We start from the raw sequence: 16,924 nt of genomic DNA, 5'->3' as shown, positions 1-16,924 counted from the left end.
AGCTGACAACGGAGGAACCGACATGTCACACGATCCTTTCCAGGAACGCGAAGCCGAAAAATACGCGAATCCTATCCCCAGCCGCGAGTTCATCATTGAACACTTAACAAAACGCGAAAAACCCGCCAATCGTGAAGAACTTGCTGTTGAATTAAACATTGAAGGTGAAGAGCAAATTGAAGCCCTTCGCCGCCGCCTGCGCGCGATGGAGCGTGACGGGCAACTGGTCTTTACCCGCCGCCAGTGCTACGCGCTGCCAGAACGCCTCGATCTGCTGAAAGGGACCGTCATTGGTCACCGCGATGGCTTCGGCTTCCTGCGCGTGGAAGGCCGTAAAGACGATCTGTATCTCTCATCTGAACAGATGAAAATGTGCATCCACGGCGACCAAATTCTGGCGCAGCCGCTGGGCGCCGACCGTAAAGGTCGCCGCGAAGCGCGCGTCGTGCGCGTGCTGGTGCCAAAAACCAGCCAGATTGTCGGCCGCTACTTTACCGACGCGGGCGTGGGGTTCGTGGTGCCGGACGACAGCCGTCTGAGCTTCGACATCCTGATCCCACCTGAAGAGGTGATGGGCGCCCGCATGGGCTTTGTGGTGGTGGTGGAACTCACCCAGCGCCCAACCCGTCGCACCAAAGCGGTAGGTAAAATCGTCGAAGTGCTGGGCGATAATATGGGCACCGGCATGGCCGTTGATATGGCGCTGCGCACCCACGAAATTCCATACATCTGGCCGAAAGCGGTTGAAGAGCAGATCGAAAGCCTGCGTGAAGAAGTGCCGGAAGAATCCAAAGTGGGCCGCGTGGATCTCCGCTCCCTGCCGCTGGTCACGATCGACGGTGAAGACGCCCGTGACTTCGATGACGCTGTCTACTGCGAGAAAAAACGCGGCGGCGGCTGGCGTCTGTGGGTAGCGATTGCAGACGTAAGCTACTATGTTCGTCCGCATACCCCGCTGGATAACGAAGCGCGCAGCCGCGGTACCTCGGTCTACTTCCCGTCGCAGGTTGTACCGATGCTGCCGGAAGTGCTCTCTAACGGTCTGTGCTCCCTGAACCCGCAGGTTGACCGCCTCTGTATGGTGTGTGAGATGACCATCTCCACCAAAGGGCGCTTAACCGGCTACAAGTTCTACGAAGCGGTGATGAGCTCGCATGCGCGTCTGACCTATACCAAGGTCTGGCATATGCTGCAGGGCGACCAGGATCTGCGCGAACAGTATGCGCCGCTGGTCAAACACATCGAAGAGCTGCATAACCTCTACAAAACGCTGGATCAGGCGCGCGAAGAGCGCGGTGGGATCTCTTTTGAGAGCGAAGAAGCGAAGTTTATCTTCAACGCCGAGCGCCGCATTGAGCGTATCGAACAGACCCAGCGTAACGATGCGCACAAGCTGATCGAAGAGTGTATGATTCTGGCGAACATCTCGGCGGCACGCTTCGTTGAGAAAGCCAAAGAACCGGCGCTGTTCCGTATTCACGATAAACCGTCGACGGAAGCCATCACCGCGTTCCGCTCCGTGCTGGCCGAACTGGGCCTGGAGCTGCCGGGCGGCAACAAGCCAGAGCCGCGCGATTACGCCGAGCTGCTGGAATCCATTAGCGATCGTCCTGATGCAGAAATGCTGCAGACGATGCTGCTGCGCTCAATGAAGCAGGCGATTTACGATCCGGAAAACCGCGGTCACTTCGGCCTGGCGCTGCAGTCTTACGCCCACTTTACGTCGCCGATCCGTCGTTATCCTGACCTCTCTTTGCACCGTGCGATCAAGTATCTGCTGGCGCAGGAGCAGGGACATAAAGGGAATACCACCGAAACCGGTGGCTACCACTATTCGATGGAAGAGATGCTGCAGCTGGGTCAGCACTGCTCCATGACCGAACGCCGTGCCGATGAGGCCACCCGCGACGTGGCGGACTGGCTGAAGTGTGACTTTATGCTGGACCAGGTCGGCAATGTCTTCAAAGGCGTGATTGCCAGCGTGACCGGCTTTGGTTTCTTCGTTCGTCTGGATGAGCTGTTTATCGACGGTCTGGTGCATGTCTCCAGCCTGGATAACGACTACTACCGCTTCGACCAGGTCGGCCAGCGTCTGATCGGCGAATCTGGCGGCCAGACCTATCGTCTGGGCGACCGCGTGGAAGTGAAGGTTGAGGCCGTGAATATGGACGACCGTAAAATCGACTTCAGCCTGATCTCCAGCGAGCGCGCCCCGCGTAACGTCGGTAAAACCGAGCGCGAAAGAGCGAAAAAAGGCGGAAATGGCAAAACGAGCGGCAAGCGCCGTCAGGCCGGTAAGAAGGTGAACTTCGAGCCGGATAGCGCGTTCCGCGGCGAGAAGAAGCAGAAGCCGAAGGCGGCGAAGAAAGAAGCCCGTTCCGCGAAGAAACCTTCCGCGAAGACACAGAAAATAGCGGCCGCCACCAAAGCGAAGCGCGCGGCTAAGAAAAAGCAGGCGGAGTAAATTCTCCCCTCACCCTAACCCTCTCCCCAACCGGGAGAGGGGAAATACTTATTACGAGAACCATCAATGAGTGAAATGATTTACGGCATCCACGCGGTGCAGGCCCTTCTCGAGCGCGCACCGGAGCGTTTTCAGGAAGTGTTTATTCTGAAAGGGCGTGAAGACAAACGTCTGATGCCGCTGATCCACGCTCTGGAAGCACAGGGCGTGGTGATCCAGCTGGCGAACCGCCAGTTCCTGGATGAAAAAAGTGACGGGGCGGTGCACCAGGGCATTATTGCTCGCGTGAAGCCGGGCCGTCAGTATCAGGAAAACGATCTGCCGGATCTTATCGCTGAGCTGGAGAATCCATTCTTCCTGATCCTCGATGGCGTTACCGATCCGCACAACCTCGGCGCGTGTCTGCGCAGCGCGGATGCGGCGGGCGTGCATGCGGTGATCGTGCCGAAAGATCGCTCCGCGCAGCTGAACGCGACGGCGAAGAAAGTGGCCTGCGGCGCGGCGGAAAACGTTCCGCTGATCCGCGTGACCAACCTGGCGCGCACCATGCGTCTGCTGCAGGAAGAGAACATCTGGATCGTCGGGACTGCCGGTGAAGCGGATCATACTCTGTACCAGAGCAAAATGACCGGCCGTCTGGCGCTGGTGATGGGGGCGGAAGGTGAAGGCATGCGTCGTCTGACCCGCGAGCACTGCGACGAGCTAATCAGCATCCCGATGGCGGGCAGCGTGTCCTCCCTGAACGTGTCTGTTGCGACGGGCATCTGCCTGTTTGAAGCGGTGCGTCAGCGCAGCTGATTTTCGCCCGGTGGCGCTTCGCTTACCGGGCCTACGGTTTTGTAGGCCGGGTCAGGCGAAGCCGCCACCCGGCAAAACAACCTCACTCCTCTAACGACCGCAGATGGTCATCCTTCCTCAGCGTCATTAATGCGAAAATACTCACCACCGCCGTTGCCATCACGTAGTACGCCGGAATATCCAGGTTACCCGTCTGCTTAATCAGCCCGGTAATGATTAATCCCGCACAGCCCGAGAAAATCGCATTCGATAACGAGTAGGCCAGCCCCAGCCCGGTATAGCGTACGCGCGTCGGGAACATCTCAGAGAGCATCGCCGGGCCCGGCCCTGCCAGCATGCCCACCAGGCCGCCCGCAATCAATACCACTATCGCTTTCACCGCCAGCGTGCTGGACTCCGCCTGCAGAAGTTTCAGCAGCGGCAGGGCGAGGATCAGCAGCAGCGCGGTGGCGATAATCATCACTGTGCGACGCCCGATCCTATCGCTCAGGATCCCCGACGGAATGATGGTCAGCGCAAACCCAACGTTCGAAATCACCGCGATCAGCAGCGCCTGGTTAAACCCGGTGTGCAGCGCCGACTGCAGATAGGTCGGCATAATCACCAGGTAAGTGTACCCCGCCGCAGACCAGACCATTACGCGGCCAATCCCCATCACGATGGCCCGGAGCGTGGCGGCAGTATCCGCCTGAGCGACAACCGGTTTATCCTGCTGCTGCACAAAGCTGGGTGTCTCTTCCATGCTGACACGAAGCCACAGCGCAACGACGCCCATGGGCAGCGCCAGGAAGAAAGGAATGCGCCAGCCCCAGTCGTGCAGGGCCTCAGGCGTGAGGAGGGCGGAGAGCAGCGCCACGATGCCTGCACCCGCTAACAGCCCCAGCGCCACGGTAAAGGACTGCCAGGCACCATAGAGCCCGCGCTTGCCGCGCGGAGCAAACTCCGTCATCAGCGAGACCGCACCGCCGTACTCGCCGCCCGCGAACAGCCCCTGCAGGATGCGAAGCAGCGTAACGATCAGCGGTGCGGCAATCCCGATGCTGGCGTAGACCGGCACAATGCCGATGGCGGCGGTAGCGAGCGTCATGAGCACCAGCACAATAATGAGCGTCGGCTTACGGCCAATTCGGTCGCCGATGCGTCCAAACACCACCGCACCCAGCGGACGGAAGAAGAAGGCGATGGCGAATGAGGCGTAGGTGAGGATCAGGCTGGTAAGCCCTGCTTCCCCTTCAAGCTGGAAGAAGTTCTTCGCAATGACGGTCGCCAGAAAACCGTAGACCGCAAACTCATACCACTCGATAAAGTTACCAATGGAGCCGGCAATTAATGCTCGCTTGTGCGCATCCGGTTGCATAACGATCCTCACTGAAAAGGGTAAGAATAAATTATTCAACAAAAGCGAAGTCATGAAATAGTTTATTCTTATGTTCTGTGAGCTATTTCACGAATGATATCAGCGGGATCGTGAACGTGTGACTCCCCTCCCATGCAGCGTATGCGCGGTCTGTCCATACTTATCGTCATTGCCACTGAAGGAGGGAGACAGTATGCACTGGCAGACCCATACCGTTTTCAATCAACCCGCACCACTTTCTAACAGCAACCTTTTCCTCTCGGACTGCGCGCTGCGCGATGCGGTCGCGCGTGAAGGGGCCGAGTGGGATATCGAGCTGCTCGCCAGCATCGGGCAGCAGTTAGGCACCGCAGAGTCGCTGGAGCTGGGCAGGTTGGCGAACGTGAATCCGCCGGAGTTGCTTCGCTATGACGCCACCGGAGAGCGACTGGATGACGTCCGCTTTCATCCGGCATGGCACCTGCTGATGCAGGGGCTGTGTGCCAATCGGGTACATAACCTGGCATGGGAAGAGGAGGCGCGTAAAGGGGCGTTTGTCGCGCGGGCCGCACGCTTTGTGCTTCATGCTCAGGTGGAAGCGGGCACGCTTTGTCCGGTCACCATGACGTTTGCCGCCACGCCGCTTCTGCAGCAGGCGCTTCCCAAAATATTTCACGACTGGCTGACGCCGCTACTCAGCGATCGCTACGATCCGCATCTGGCGCCTGGCGCGCAAAAGCGCGGCCTGCTGATCGGTATGGGGATGACGGAAAAGCAGGGCGGCTCGGACGTGCTGAGCAACACCACCAAAGCGGAAAAATGCGGCGACGGCAGCTACCGGCTGGTGGGGCATAAATGGTTTTTCTCCGTCCCGCAAAGCGATGCGCATCTCGTGCTGGCGCAGGCGAAGGGCGGGTTGTCCTGCTTTTTTGTGCCGCGCTTTTTGCCTGATGGACAGCGCAACGCCGTCCGGCTGGAGCGCCTTAAGGACAAGCTCGGGAACCGCTCCAACGCCAGCAGCGAGGTGGAGTTTCTCGATGCCTCCGGCTGGCTGCTGGGGGAAGAGGGCGAAGGGGTACGGCAGATCCTCAAAATGGGCGGTCTGACGCGCTTTGACTGTGCGCTGGGCAGCCACGGACTCATGCGTCGGGCGCTGTCCGTGGCGCTGTACCATGCGCATCAGCGCCAGACCTTCGGCAAAAATCTTATCGATCAGCCGCTCATGCGCGAAGTGCTAAGCCGGATGGCGCTGGTGCTGGAGGGGCAAACGGCGCTGCTGTTCCGCCTGGCGCGGGCGTGGGATAAACGCGCGGATCCGCAGGAGGCGGCATGGGCGCGGCTGTTTACCCCGGCCGCGAAATTTAGCGTGTGCAAAGCGGGCATCCCGTTTGTGGCTGAAGCGATGGAGGTGCTGGGCGGCGTCGGGTACTGCGAGGAGAGCGAACTTCCCCGCCTGTATCGCGAGATGCCGGTGAACAGCATCTGGGAAGGGTCCGGCAACATCATGTGCCTGGACGTGCTGCGTGTGCTGGCGAAGCAGCCGGGTATTCACGATCTGCTTGCCGAGGAGTTTGCACAGGTCAAAGGGCAGGACAGACACTTCGACCGCAGCTGGCGACAGCTTCAGCAAAAACTGCGTAAACCGCAGGAGGCGCAGGGGCGGGAAATTGCGCAGCAGCTTTTCCTGCTGGGTGCCGGGAGCGAAATGCTGCGGCACGCATCGCCCCCGGTGGCGCAGGCGTGGTGCCGCATGATGCTGGATACCCGTGGCGGCACGCTGATGAGCGAGCAGGTGCAAAGTGACCTGCTGCTGCGTGCGACGGGCAGAGTCGGTTAACCTTTTAGCTGGAACAGGCTCACCAGCTGGGCCAGATGTGATCCCTTCTCACGCAGCGTTTGAGCCGTTTGTTCGCTGCGTGAGATACGATCGGCATTAATATGCGACGCTTCGCCAATGTGGGTCATGGCGAGATTCACCTGGCCAATCCCGGCGGACTGCTCGCGTGAAGCATGGTTAATCTCGGTGACCAGCTGGCTGATGTTATCGATATGAATGATGATGTCATCCATCGCCAGGCGCGTCTTTTCAGACAGCGCATGGCCCTCACTCACTTTCCTGAGCGTATCGCCAATCAGCTGTTCAATCTCCTTCACCGCGTTAGCGCTGCGTCCTGCCAGGGCGCGAACTTCCTGCGCGACCACCGCAAACCCTTTCCCGTGCTCGCCCGCGCGGGCCGCTTCCACTGCCGCATTCAGCGCCAGGATATTGGTCTGGAAAGCGATAGACTCAATCACGCGCGTGATGTCTTCGATGCGTTTTGACGCCTCGCGAATGTCGTCCATCGTCGACACCGCGTGGGTGACCGTCTCACCGCCCTGATGCACCGCGAGCGAGGTTTCACCCACCAGTTGCTGCGTTTGCTCCATGTTGGCGGCATTTTGCTGCACGGTGGCGGCCAGCTGCTCCATGCTGGCGGAGGTCTCTTCCACGCTGCTGGCCTGCTTGTTGATCTGCTCAGAAATCTCGCCGGTATCGGCGGCCAGCGCGTTGGTGCCCAAATGGATCTCGCCTGCGGCCTCGCGGACCTGCAGGACAATTTTTTGCAGGCCGCCACCGATGCCGTTGATAGCGTCGATCAGCTGGCCGACTTCGTCCTGGCGCGTCACGGGCAGGCTGGAACGGAGATCCCCTGCGGCATATTGCCGGGCAAGATGGATCACATTGCGCAGCGGTCGGGTCAGCACGCGGCGAATAATGACCACGAACAGACCAGCAAACAGGATAGATAAGACCACGCCGGCCAGCAGGAAACGATCGCGCATGGCGTTGACGCTTGCGAGCAGCACCGATTTATCCACTTCGCCGACAATAGTCCAGTTCCAGCCTGGCAGCGGGGTATACGCCATTTTCAGCGTGCGGCCGTCGTCGCTTACGCGTTCCAGCGTGCCGGGCTTGTCACCCAGAAGCTGCTGCTGCGTCGCGTCGTCCCACTTCGGCAACTGTCCCTCTTCACCGGCATGGAACAGGTATTGCCCGCGCGTTTTGCCGTTGCTGCGATCCAGCACGAAGAAGTGACCGCTCTCACCCAGGCGGCGGTTGAGAATTTTCTCGCGCATGACGTTCCAGGAGTGAGTGATGTCCACTCCGACAAAGACGATCGCAATGACCTGTCCTTCGGCGTTTTTTACGGGCTGATACTGGGTGATGTAGCGTTTGCCAAACAGCAGCGCCAGGCCGCGGTAGACTTCACCTTTGTTGACGGCGGCAAAGGCCGGACTGGAAGTATCCAGCACGGTGCCCATCGCCCGCTCGCCATTCTCTTTGCGCAGGGAGGTCGCTACGCGAACAAAGTCGTTTCCGCTGCGTACAAACAGCGTCGAGATGGCTCCCGTACGGTTCAGGAAGTCGTCCGACAGGGTGTTATTTTCATGCAGCCCGGTGTCGCCGCCTTTCAGAAGCGGGACGCTGAGCCCGTTGATCGTCTGGGGTTGGGAAGGGTCACTATTCAGGGGCTGCGGTAAAAAGGTGGTAAACAGCCGGGTATAACTCTCAACCTCTTCACTCAGGCTGGTGTTAAACATCTGCACCATGTCGACCATGCCGGTGGACTGATTATGCAGGTCTTCTACCGCAAGGGCTTCAAGCTGCTGGCTGGCTTTTTGACTGAGCAGAAAAGTGAAAAGCAGAAACAGCGTGGCGACACTGACGCCCGTAAGCAGCGACAGCTTCGCCCCCAGGCCTGTACGGCGAAAAACATTGATCATAAATTGCTCATCATTGAAAAGGTATGGTTCTTCAACGGCAGAGCGGGGATTACGTTTACTGAATTAATGTAACAAAATGTTATTTTGTTGTTATTGTTTGGTTTTTGATTAGATAAAAAATTTGCAAAAGCGAAAAGCCACTAAAAATAAGTGGCTTTTATCAGGAGGGATATTACACGTAGAGAATGGCCTGTACCCGCCAGTGGTCGATATGGTTATCTTCCTGCATCTGGATGATGCGATACCATGAAGCACCCTGCTCATCAGCCTTTAATGCCACAACGCGTTCAACGTCTTGCGGGCTCCCCGAGATATTATTCACGGAGATCTGGCCAATTTCATTCAGGCCAGTTACACAGTCAGCACTGGCGAATTCTGCTGACTGCGCAGTGGTGCTCACCAGGCCTGCTGAGAGCAACAGAGAGGTCAAAGCAAGAGTTCGTTTCATCGTCAGCTCCATTTCACATATCTCCGGTATCCGCCGGGCAATCCTTCGCGAATAAACTCCCTTCCATTGACGCGGGCATGGAGTTTATTGTGGACAGGAAAATGTCTATGGACGCAAAGCAGTGTAAATCTCGTTCAAAGGAAAACCATTATTTACGGTACAAAATGGCCTGTGAATACCACTGTCCCGTTATGATGGTTTCGTCGATCATAATGATGACGTAATAATCTGCTTTGGCGGCGACGGCTTGTGCTTTGATTGCCGCTTCTGCGTCATCCGGGGAGCCGCGAACCAGCGCGGAGACGGTGCCCATTCGTTGTAATCCTTCCGTCTGATTACGACGAATCTCCTGTGGATGATCGGCGACCGGTGGAGCGGGTTGCGGCGTTCCCTGCAGCGCGCTACAGCCACTGAGCAGAAACACCAGCACTAAAGCAGCAAACCTGCGCATAACCATATCTCGTTTCCTGATAGCCATAGTGTAGTTGTCTGTGAATTTAGTTTTGGGGGAATGTTCCCGAAGTGTTATCTGGGACGTATATTTCGAATGAAAATGATGTGAAAGCGTAACCCAGTTCTCAACATTATGAATCATACATTCGTACAGGGTCGACAATGATTGAAATTGAAATACGCCACTTCGGCGACCATGAAATTTTACACGCTATGCCAGCGGGTAAACGTGATAAACCACTGCCTGTTGTGGTTTTTTATCACGGGTTTACCTCATCGAAGCTGGTTTACAGTTATTTTGCGGTTGCGCTGGCGCAGGCGGGTTTTCGCGTGGTGATGCCGGATGCGCCTGACCACGGCGCCCGCTTTATGGGTAACGAACAGGCGCGACTTGGGCAGTTCTGGCACATTCTGCACGGGAGTCTGACCGAGTTTGCCGGGTTGCGCGATGCGCTTTATGAGGCAGGGCTGGTGACAGAGAATCGTCTGGCCGTGGCCGGAGCGTCGATGGGCGGTATGACGGCGCTGGGGATTATGACGCATCATCCGGAAGTGAAATCGGTCGCCTGCCTGATGGGCTCGGGCTATTTTACATCGCTGGCGAAGACGCTCTTTCCCCCTCAGGATTTAGCGGAAATTACCGCGACGCTCGAAGAGTGGGACGTGACCCGGGCATTGCCGCGCCTGGCGGATCGCCCGCTGCTGCTGTGGCACGGCGACGCGGATGATGTGGTCCCGCCTGAGGGAACCTTCCGACTACAGCAGGCGTTAATGAATGCAGGACTGGACGGTAATCTCACCTGTCTGTGGGAAGCGGGCGTCCGCCACCGCATCACGCCCACGGCGCTGGACGCTACGGTGGCGTTTTTCCGCCAGCACCTTTAAACGCGCAGCACTTTTACGCCCTGATCTTCCAGCTTCTGGAGGATCTCAGGGTTGGCGCCTTTGCCGGTGATCACCATGTCGATCTGTTCGGCACGGCTGAACAGCATGCCAGCGCGCTCGCCCACTTTGCTGCTGTCGACCAGCACAACGAGCTTGCCCACAACGTTGAGCATGTTTTGTTCCGCCATCGCGGTCAGCATATCGGTTTTATACAGGCCATCTGCCGTCAGGCCTTTGCCGCTGGTAAACATCCAGTGCCCGGCATAGAGACTGTTTTCGCTGTCCTGAGGGCTAAGGGTGATGGACTGGCTTTTGTTGTACTGCCCGCCCATGATCACCACGCTCTCATGCTCCTGGTCGATCAGATAGTTAGCGAGCGGTAAGTAGTTGGTGATGATTTGCACCGGCTTGCCGCACATTTCACGGCCCAGCAGAAATGCCGTGGAACCGCAGTTGATCACGACGCTCTCACCGGGATTCACCAGCTGCGACGCGGCTCTGGCAATCCGCACTTTTTCATCATGATTTTGCGCCTGATGAATATTCATTGGCGTCCAGCGAGGGCGCTGCTGGCTGATCGCTTCCGCGCCGTTGCGGACCTTTTTCAGCTTGCCGCTTTCATCCAACTTGTTGATATCCCGCCGCGCCGTTGCCGGGGAGATCCCTAAACGTTCGATCACTTTCTCGACGGTGATAAACCCGGTTTGCGCCAGGAGTTCCAGGAGAATTTGATGCCGTTGCGCTTCCGTCATGAGCTATTCCGATAAGAATTGATTTGAAAAGATGATATTTGAAATAGCGTGAAATTACTAAAAGAAATATGACATCGCCAGACATGAAGTCTGGCGATGTGGCTGCACAATCAGAGGAAGGACTTGAACGGCAGGTCTGGCTCAATGGTGAAGCAATCATCGAAACCACGTGGGTAGTGATATTCAAGATTATCTTTGTCCAGCGGCCAGGTGAACTTGCCGCCGACCTGCCAGATGAACGGCTTGAAGCCATACTTCAGGCGGTCTTTTTTCATCTCCCACAGCACGCGGATTTCCTGCGGATCGGCCTGGAAGTTTGACCAGATATCGTGGTGGAACGGAATCACCACTTTGGTATTCAGCGCTTCCGCCATGCGCAGCATGTCGGCGCTGGTCATTTTGTCGGTAATGCCGCGCGGGTTCTCACCGTAGGAGCCCAGCGCCACGTCGATCTGGTGCTCGTTACCGTGCTTCGCGTAGTAGTTGGAGTAGTGAGAGTCGCCGCTGTGGTACAGGGAGCCGCCAGGGGTTTTAAACAGATAGTTAACCGCGCGCTCATCCATACCGTCCGGCAGTACACCTGCGGCTTTCTGATCGGCAGGCAGGGTAATCAGTGCTGTACGGTCAAAGGCATCCAGCGCATGGATTTCAATATCTTTAATTTTCACCACGTCGCCAGGCTTCATCACGATGCAGCGCTCTTTCGGCACGCCCCAGCCAATCCACAGATCCACGCAGGTCTGCGGCCCGATAAACGGCACATCGTCAGCACAGTTTTGCATCACCGCTGCCGCCACGTTCACATCGATATGATCGTTGTGATCGTGAGTGGAGAGCACGGCGTCGATCTGGCGAATGGCAAACGGATCGAGCACAAACGGCGTGGTACGCAGGTTCGGCTGCAGTTTTTCCACGCCCGCCATGCGCTGCATCTGGTGACCCTTTTTCATCAACGGGTTGCCGTGGCTCTGCTTGCCGGTGCCGCACCAGAAATCGACGCAGATATTGGCGCCGCCTTCTGATTTCAGCCAGATACCGGTGCAGCCCAGCCACCACATCGCAAAGGTACCAGGAGCAACCTGTTCCTGCTCGATCTCTTCATTCAGCCAGCTGCCCCATTCCGGGAAGGTGCTCAGAATCCATGACTCACGGGTGATGGTGTTCACTTTACTCATCGTTTTGACTCCTGGTTTAATCAAAAGTAATCACTTGGTGATTTGTTGTGATTAATGCTGGCACCATTTGACGCGCTTTGCAATGGTAAAAATGCGGATTTTTATCCGTTCAACTTCACAGATTCTCCGCTTCTTGCTTGTTATAGTAGTACGCGCAACTCATTAATTTGATGAATTATAAAGATTAATTTGTTTTTGCAATGCAGTAGTGAAAATCATTATTAACTGCATGGAAATAAATTGCGTGATACGTCACAAATAATCAAATGCAATCTTGTGGTGATTATTTGTGATTAATAGAGTGATGACACCAACCGCACAGGGATTACCCCTCGTGTTCTCATTTCTGGAGAGAGTTATGGAGATCCTCTACAACGTCTTTACCGTGTTCTTTAATCAGGTAATGACCAACGCCCCGCTGCTGCTGGGTATCGTTACGTGTCTGGGCTATATCCTGCTGCGCAAAAGCGTCAGCGTGATTATTAAAGGCACCATCAAAACCATTATCGGTTTCATGCTGTTACAGGCGGGGTCTGGCATTCTGACCAGCACCTTTAAGCCGGTCGTCGCCAAAATGTCCGAAGTGTATGGCATCAACGGTGCGATTTCTGACACTTACGCGTCAATGATGGCCACCATCGAGCGCATGGGTGATGCCTATAGCTGGGTGGGGTATGCGGTGCTGCTCGCTCTGGCGCTAAACATTATCTACGTTCTCCTGCGCCGCATTACCGGCATTCGCACCATCATGCTCACCGGGCACATCATGTTCCAGCAGGCGGGGTTGATCGCGGTTTCTCTCTATATCTTCGGTTACCCAATGTGGACCACGATTATCTGCACCGCGGTGCTGGTCTCGCTCTACTGGGGTATCACCTCCAACATGATGTACAAGCCGACTCAGGAAGTGACGGACGGCTGCGGTTTCTCCATCGGCCATCAGCAGCAGTTTGCTTCCTGGATTGCCTATAAAGTTGCGCCATACCTGGGCAAAAAAGAAGAGAGCGTTGAAGACCTCAAGCTGCCTGGCTGGCTGAATATCTTCCACGACAACATCGTTTCGACCGCAATTGTCATGACCATCTTCTTCGGTGCCATTCTGCTCTCCTTTGGTATTGACGTGGTGCAGGCGATGGCAGGCAAAACCCACTGGACGGTTTACATCCTGCAGACCGGTTTCTCCTTCGCGGTGGCGATCTTCATCATCACTCAGGGCGTACGTATGTTCGTTGCCGAACTGTCGGAAGCGTTCAACGGTATCTCCCAGCGCCTGATCCCTGGCGCGGTACTGGCCATCGACTGTGCCGCTATCTATAGCTTCGCGCCAAACGCGGTGGTCTGGGGCTTTATGTGGGGCACTATCGGCCAGCTGATTGCGGTGGGCATTCTGGTCGGCTGCGGCTCCTCAATCCTGATTATTCCGGGCTTTATCCCGATGTTCTTCTCCAACGCCACCATCGGCGTATTCGCTAACCACTTCGGCGGCTGGCGTGCGGCGCTCAAAATCTGCCTGGTGATGGGCATGGTGGAAATCTTCGGCTGCGTGTGGGCGGTCAAGCTCACCGGTATGAGCGCCTGGATGGGCATGGCGGACTGGTCAATTCTGGCACCGCCGATGATGCAGGGCTTTGCCTCCATCGGGCTGGTCTTTATGGCCATCATCATCCTGATTGCTCTGGCTTATATGTTCTTCGCTGGCCGTTCGCTGCGAGCAGAAGAAGACGCGGAAAAACAAACAGCAGAAGTCTCTGCTCATTAAGGAGTTTCGATTATGACCGTACGTATCCTGGCTGTGTGTGGTAATGGGCAAGGCAGCTCCATGATCATGAAGATGAAAGTGGACCAGTTTTTAACCCAGTCCAACATCGACCACACGGTGAACAGCTGCGCAGTGGGTGAATACAAAAGTGAGCTGAACGGCGCGGACATCATCATCGCCTCTACTCATATCGCCGGCGAAATCAGTGTGTCGGGTAATAAATACGTGGTGGGCGTGCGCAACATGCTGTCGCCTGCGGATTTCGGACCAAAACTGCTGGAAGTGATTAAAGAGCACTTTCCACAAGACGTGAAGTAAGGACGCCATATGAAACTACGTGATTCGCTGGCAGAGAATAACTCCATCCTTTTACAGGCTGAGGCCAGCACCTGGCAGGAAGCGGTAAAGCTGAGCGTGGATCTGCTGGTTAAGGCTGACGTTGTCGAGCCGCGTTACTACCAGGCCATTCTGGATGGCGTGGCGCAACATGGCCCTTATTTTGTGATTGCGCCGGGCCTGGCGATGCCGCATGGCCGCCCGGAAGAGGGCGTCAAGAAAACCGGCTTCGCGCTGGTGACGCTGAAAACGCCGCTGGTGTTTAACCACGAAGATAATGACCCGGTCGACATCCTGATCACCATGGCCGCTGTTGACGCTAACACCCACCAGGAGGTGGGCATCATGCAGATCGTCAATCTGTTTGATGACGAAGCCAATTTCGACCGTTTACGCGCCTGCCGTACCGAGCAGGACGTGCTGGATTTAATTGATAACGCCACAGCGGCGGCTGTTTAAGAGGAATTGAAAATGTCATTACCCATGTTGCAGGTTGCGCTTGATAACCAGACCTTGTCCCACGCTTATGAAACGACCCGTCTGATTGCGGAAGAAGTCGATATCATCGAAGTGGGTACCATTCTCTGCGTGGGCGAGGGCGTTCGCGCCGTTCGCGACCTGAAGGCGCTTTATCCGCACAAAATCGTGCTGGCAGATGCCAAAATAGCCGACGCAGGAAAAATCCTCTCCCGCATGTGCTTCGAAGCCAACGCCGACTGGGTCACCGTCATTTGCTGTGCGGATATCAACACCGCCAAAGGCGCGCTGGACGTGGCAAAAGAGTTTAACGGCGACGTGCAGATTGAGCTGACCGGTTTCTGGACCTGGGAGCAGGCCCAGGAGTGGCGTGATGCGGGTATTCAGCAGGTGGTGTATCACCGCAGCCGCGACGCGCAGGCCGCAGGGGTGGCGTGGGGCGAAGCGGATATCAGCGCGATCAAACGTCTGGCGGATATGGGCTTTAAAGTCACCGTTACCGGCGGCCTGGCACTGGAAGATCTGCCGCTGTTCAAGGGCATTCCGATTCACGTCTTTATTGCCGGTCGCAGCATTCGTGATGCGGCGTCTCCGGTGGAAGCGGCGCGTCAGTTCAAACGCTCAATCGCTCAGCTTTGGGGCTAAGGAGCGGGTATGTTGTCCAAACAGGTCCCGCTTGGCATCTATGAAAAGGCACTCCCTGCGGGGGAGTGCTGGCTGGAGCGGTTACAGCTGGCAAAACAGCTGGGCTTCGATTTTGTCGAAATGTCCGTGGATGAGACGGACGAACGCCTCTCTCGTCTCGACTGGGGCCGTGAACAGCGCCTGGCGCTGGTGAGCGCCATCGCCGAAACGGGGGTACGCGTGCCGTCGATGTGCCTGAGCGCCCACCGGCGGTTCCCTCTCGGCAGTGAAGACGATGCTGTGCGCGCTCAGGGGCTGGAGATCATGCGTAAAGCCATTCGCTTTGCGCAGGACGTGGGTATCCGCGTGATCCAGCTGGCGGGTTATGACGTTTATTATCAGGAAGCCAACGATGAAACGCGCCGTCGTTTCCGTGACGGCCTGAAGGAGAGCGTTGAGATGGCCAGCCGTGCGCAGGTCACGCTGGCGATGGAGATCATGGACTACCCGTTGATGAACTCCATCAGCAAGGCGCTGGGCTACGCGCACTATCTGAATAACCCGTGGTTCCAGCTTTATCCTGATATCGGCAACCTGTCGGCATGGGATAACGATGTGCAGATGGAACTGCAGGCAGGTATGGGGCATATCGTGGCGGTGCACGTCAAAGATACCCGTCCTGGCGTGTTTAAAAACGTACCGTTCGGCACAGGGGTGGTGGATTTCGAACGGTGCTTCGAGACGCTCAGGCAGACCGGCTATTGCGGGCCTTATCTGATCGAGATGTGGAGCGAAACGTCGGAAAACCCTGCGGCGGAAGTAGCAAAGGCGCGGGACTGGGTGCGCGAGCGTATGGCGCGCGCGGGGTTACTGGAGGCTGAACATGCTTAAGCTTAAACAGCAGGTCTTTGAAGCCAACATGGATCTGCCGCGCTATGGCCTGGTCACCTTCACCTGGGGTAACGTCAGCGCTATCGATCGCGAACAGGGGCTGATCGTGATTAAGCCGAGCGGTGTGGCGTATGACACCATGAACGCTGACGATATGGTGGTGGTCGATCTTGACGGAAACGTCGTAGAGGGAAAATGGCGTCCCTCTTCAGATACGGCGACCCATCTGGCGCTTTATCGTCGTTATCCCTCACTCGGCGGCGTTGTGCATACCCACTCGACCCATGCCACGGCCTGGGCACAGGCGGGGCTGGCGATCCCGGCGCTGGGAACAACGCATGCGGACTACTTCTTTGGCGACATCCCCTGCACGCGCGCATTAACGCAGGTTGAAGTGGAAGGCGAATACGAGCTCAACACCGGGAAGGTTATCATCGAAACGTTGGGTGAAAGCGAACCGCTGCATACGCCGGGTATTGTGGTCTATCAGCACGGCCCGTTCGCCTGGGGAAAAGATGCCCACGACGCCGTTCACAATGCGGTTGTCATGGAGGAGGTGGCACGCATGGCGTGGATTGCCCGCGGCATCAACCCACAGCTTCAGGGGATTGATTATTATCTGATGAATAAGCATTTCATGCGCAAGCACGGCCCGAATGCCTATTACGGGCAGAAGTGAATAAGTGCTCTGGAATACCGAAAAACAGTTGTAACCGGTGGTATTCCGGAGCCATTCACAAAAAAAAAGCCCCCGGGCAGGG

At 56.7% G+C, this 16,924-nt stretch carries 16 protein-coding genes; 10 read left to right on the top strand and 6 right to left on the bottom strand.

What is annotated here, in order from left to right:
• Positions 1–22 precede the first annotated feature (22 nt).
• The gene (gene rnr / locus ACMGGE_RS14670) at positions 23–2,464 is read left to right on the top strand and encodes a ribonuclease R (protein ID WP_115876625.1); all 2,442 of its coding nucleotides are present in this window, start codon (positions 23–25) and stop codon (positions 2,462–2,464) included.
• A 66-nt stretch (positions 2,465–2,530) separates the two neighbouring features.
• Entirely contained in the window at positions 2,531–3,262 is a 732-nt protein-coding gene (rlmB, locus tag ACMGGE_RS14665) for a 23S rRNA (guanosine(2251)-2'-O)-methyltransferase RlmB (protein ID WP_111967108.1), read from the top strand.
• A gap of 82 nt (positions 3,263–3,344) precedes the next feature.
• Here the strand turns inward: rlmB and ACMGGE_RS14660 are convergent, their stop codons facing one another.
• Entirely contained in the window at positions 3,345–4,619 is a 1,275-nt protein-coding gene (locus ACMGGE_RS14660; RefSeq protein WP_126534160.1) for an MFS transporter, read from the bottom strand.
• A gap of 193 nt (positions 4,620–4,812) precedes the next feature.
• On the opposite strand from ACMGGE_RS14660, the gene ACMGGE_RS14655 reads away from it, so the two are divergent.
• Positions 4,813–6,435 carry an isovaleryl-CoA dehydrogenase gene (locus ACMGGE_RS14655; RefSeq protein ID WP_063622708.1) on the top strand — a complete coding sequence of 541 codons (1,623 nt, stop codon included), beginning with the start codon at positions 4,813–4,815 and terminating at the stop codon, positions 6,433–6,435.
• On the opposite strand, the gene ACMGGE_RS14650 is transcribed toward ACMGGE_RS14655, so the two are convergent.
• From ACMGGE_RS14650 to bsmA, 3 genes are all read right to left on the bottom strand, one after another.
• The gene (locus ACMGGE_RS14650) at positions 6,432–8,363 is read right to left on the bottom strand and encodes a methyl-accepting chemotaxis protein (RefSeq protein ID WP_262805805.1); all 1,932 of its coding nucleotides are present in this window, start codon (positions 8,361–8,363) and stop codon (positions 6,432–6,434) included. The two genes, ACMGGE_RS14655 and ACMGGE_RS14650, sit on opposite strands and share 4 nt — an antisense overlap.
• Before the next feature lie 172 nt (positions 8,364–8,535).
• The gene (yjfN, locus tag ACMGGE_RS14645; RefSeq protein ID WP_021240708.1) at positions 8,536–8,823 is read right to left on the bottom strand and encodes a DUF1471 family protease activator YjfN; all 288 of its coding nucleotides are present in this window, start codon (positions 8,821–8,823) and stop codon (positions 8,536–8,538) included.
• Between the two features lie 136 nt (positions 8,824–8,959).
• A complete protein-coding gene (gene bsmA, locus ACMGGE_RS14640; protein ID WP_072052249.1) occupies positions 8,960–9,289 on the bottom strand; it encodes a biofilm peroxide resistance protein BsmA in 330 nt (109 codons plus the stop codon).
• 137 nt (positions 9,290–9,426) lie between these two features.
• On the opposite strand from bsmA, the gene yjfP reads away from it, so the two are divergent.
• On the top strand, positions 9,427–10,149 hold the full coding sequence (gene yjfP, locus ACMGGE_RS14635) for an esterase (RefSeq protein ID WP_262805806.1): 723 nt from the start codon (positions 9,427–9,429) through the stop codon (positions 10,147–10,149).
• On the opposite strand, the gene ulaR is transcribed toward yjfP, so the two are convergent.
• Both ulaR and ulaG read right to left on the bottom strand, forming a co-directional pair.
• Entirely contained in the window at positions 10,146–10,901 is a 756-nt protein-coding gene (ulaR, locus tag ACMGGE_RS14630) for an HTH-type transcriptional regulator UlaR (RefSeq protein ID WP_045907973.1), read from the bottom strand. The two genes, yjfP and ulaR, sit on opposite strands and share 4 nt — an antisense overlap.
• Before the next feature lie 110 nt (positions 10,902–11,011).
• Positions 11,012–12,076, bottom strand: coding sequence for an L-ascorbate 6-phosphate lactonase (gene ulaG / locus ACMGGE_RS14625; RefSeq protein WP_010427455.1), 1,065 nt, complete (start codon positions 12,074–12,076; stop codon positions 11,012–11,014).
• A 358-nt stretch (positions 12,077–12,434) separates the two neighbouring features.
• Here ulaG and ulaA point away from each other — a divergent pair, with 358 nt between their 5' ends.
• Genes ulaA through ACMGGE_RS14595 form a run of 6 tightly spaced genes read left to right on the top strand, consistent with a single transcriptional unit; the run spans position 12,435 to position 16,842 of the window.
• Entirely contained in the window at positions 12,435–13,835 is a 1,401-nt protein-coding gene (gene ulaA, locus ACMGGE_RS14620) for a PTS ascorbate transporter subunit IIC (RefSeq protein ID WP_032675818.1), read from the top strand.
• Between the two features lie 12 nt (positions 13,836–13,847).
• Entirely contained in the window at positions 13,848–14,153 is a 306-nt protein-coding gene (ulaB, locus tag ACMGGE_RS14615; protein ID WP_003856022.1) for a PTS ascorbate transporter subunit IIB, read from the top strand.
• Positions 14,154–14,162: 9 nt separating this feature from the next.
• Positions 14,163–14,630, top strand: coding sequence for a PTS ascorbate transporter subunit IIA (gene ulaC, locus ACMGGE_RS14610; RefSeq protein WP_024907321.1), 468 nt, complete (start codon positions 14,163–14,165; stop codon positions 14,628–14,630).
• Positions 14,631–14,642: 12 nt separating this feature from the next.
• Positions 14,643–15,293: a 3-keto-L-gulonate-6-phosphate decarboxylase UlaD gene (gene ulaD / locus ACMGGE_RS14605; protein WP_008502901.1), complete on the top strand. Its 651-nt coding sequence runs from the start codon at positions 14,643–14,645 to the stop codon at positions 15,291–15,293.
• 9 nt (positions 15,294–15,302) lie between these two features.
• Entirely contained in the window at positions 15,303–16,163 is an 861-nt protein-coding gene (locus tag ACMGGE_RS14600; RefSeq protein ID WP_045907974.1) for an L-ribulose-5-phosphate 3-epimerase, read from the top strand.
• The gene (locus tag ACMGGE_RS14595) at positions 16,156–16,842 is read left to right on the top strand and encodes an L-ribulose-5-phosphate 4-epimerase (RefSeq protein ID WP_420293909.1); all 687 of its coding nucleotides are present in this window, start codon (positions 16,156–16,158) and stop codon (positions 16,840–16,842) included. Before ACMGGE_RS14600 ends, ACMGGE_RS14595 begins: the two co-directional genes overlap by 8 nt.
• Positions 16,843–16,924: the final 82 nt, after the last annotated feature.

Source organism: Enterobacter sp. BNK-22, from assembly GCF_048684805.1.
Lineage (GTDB): Bacteria > Pseudomonadota > Gammaproteobacteria > Enterobacterales > Enterobacteriaceae > Enterobacter > Enterobacter quasiroggenkampii.
This window is presented reverse-complemented; position numbering and strand designations above follow the sequence as displayed.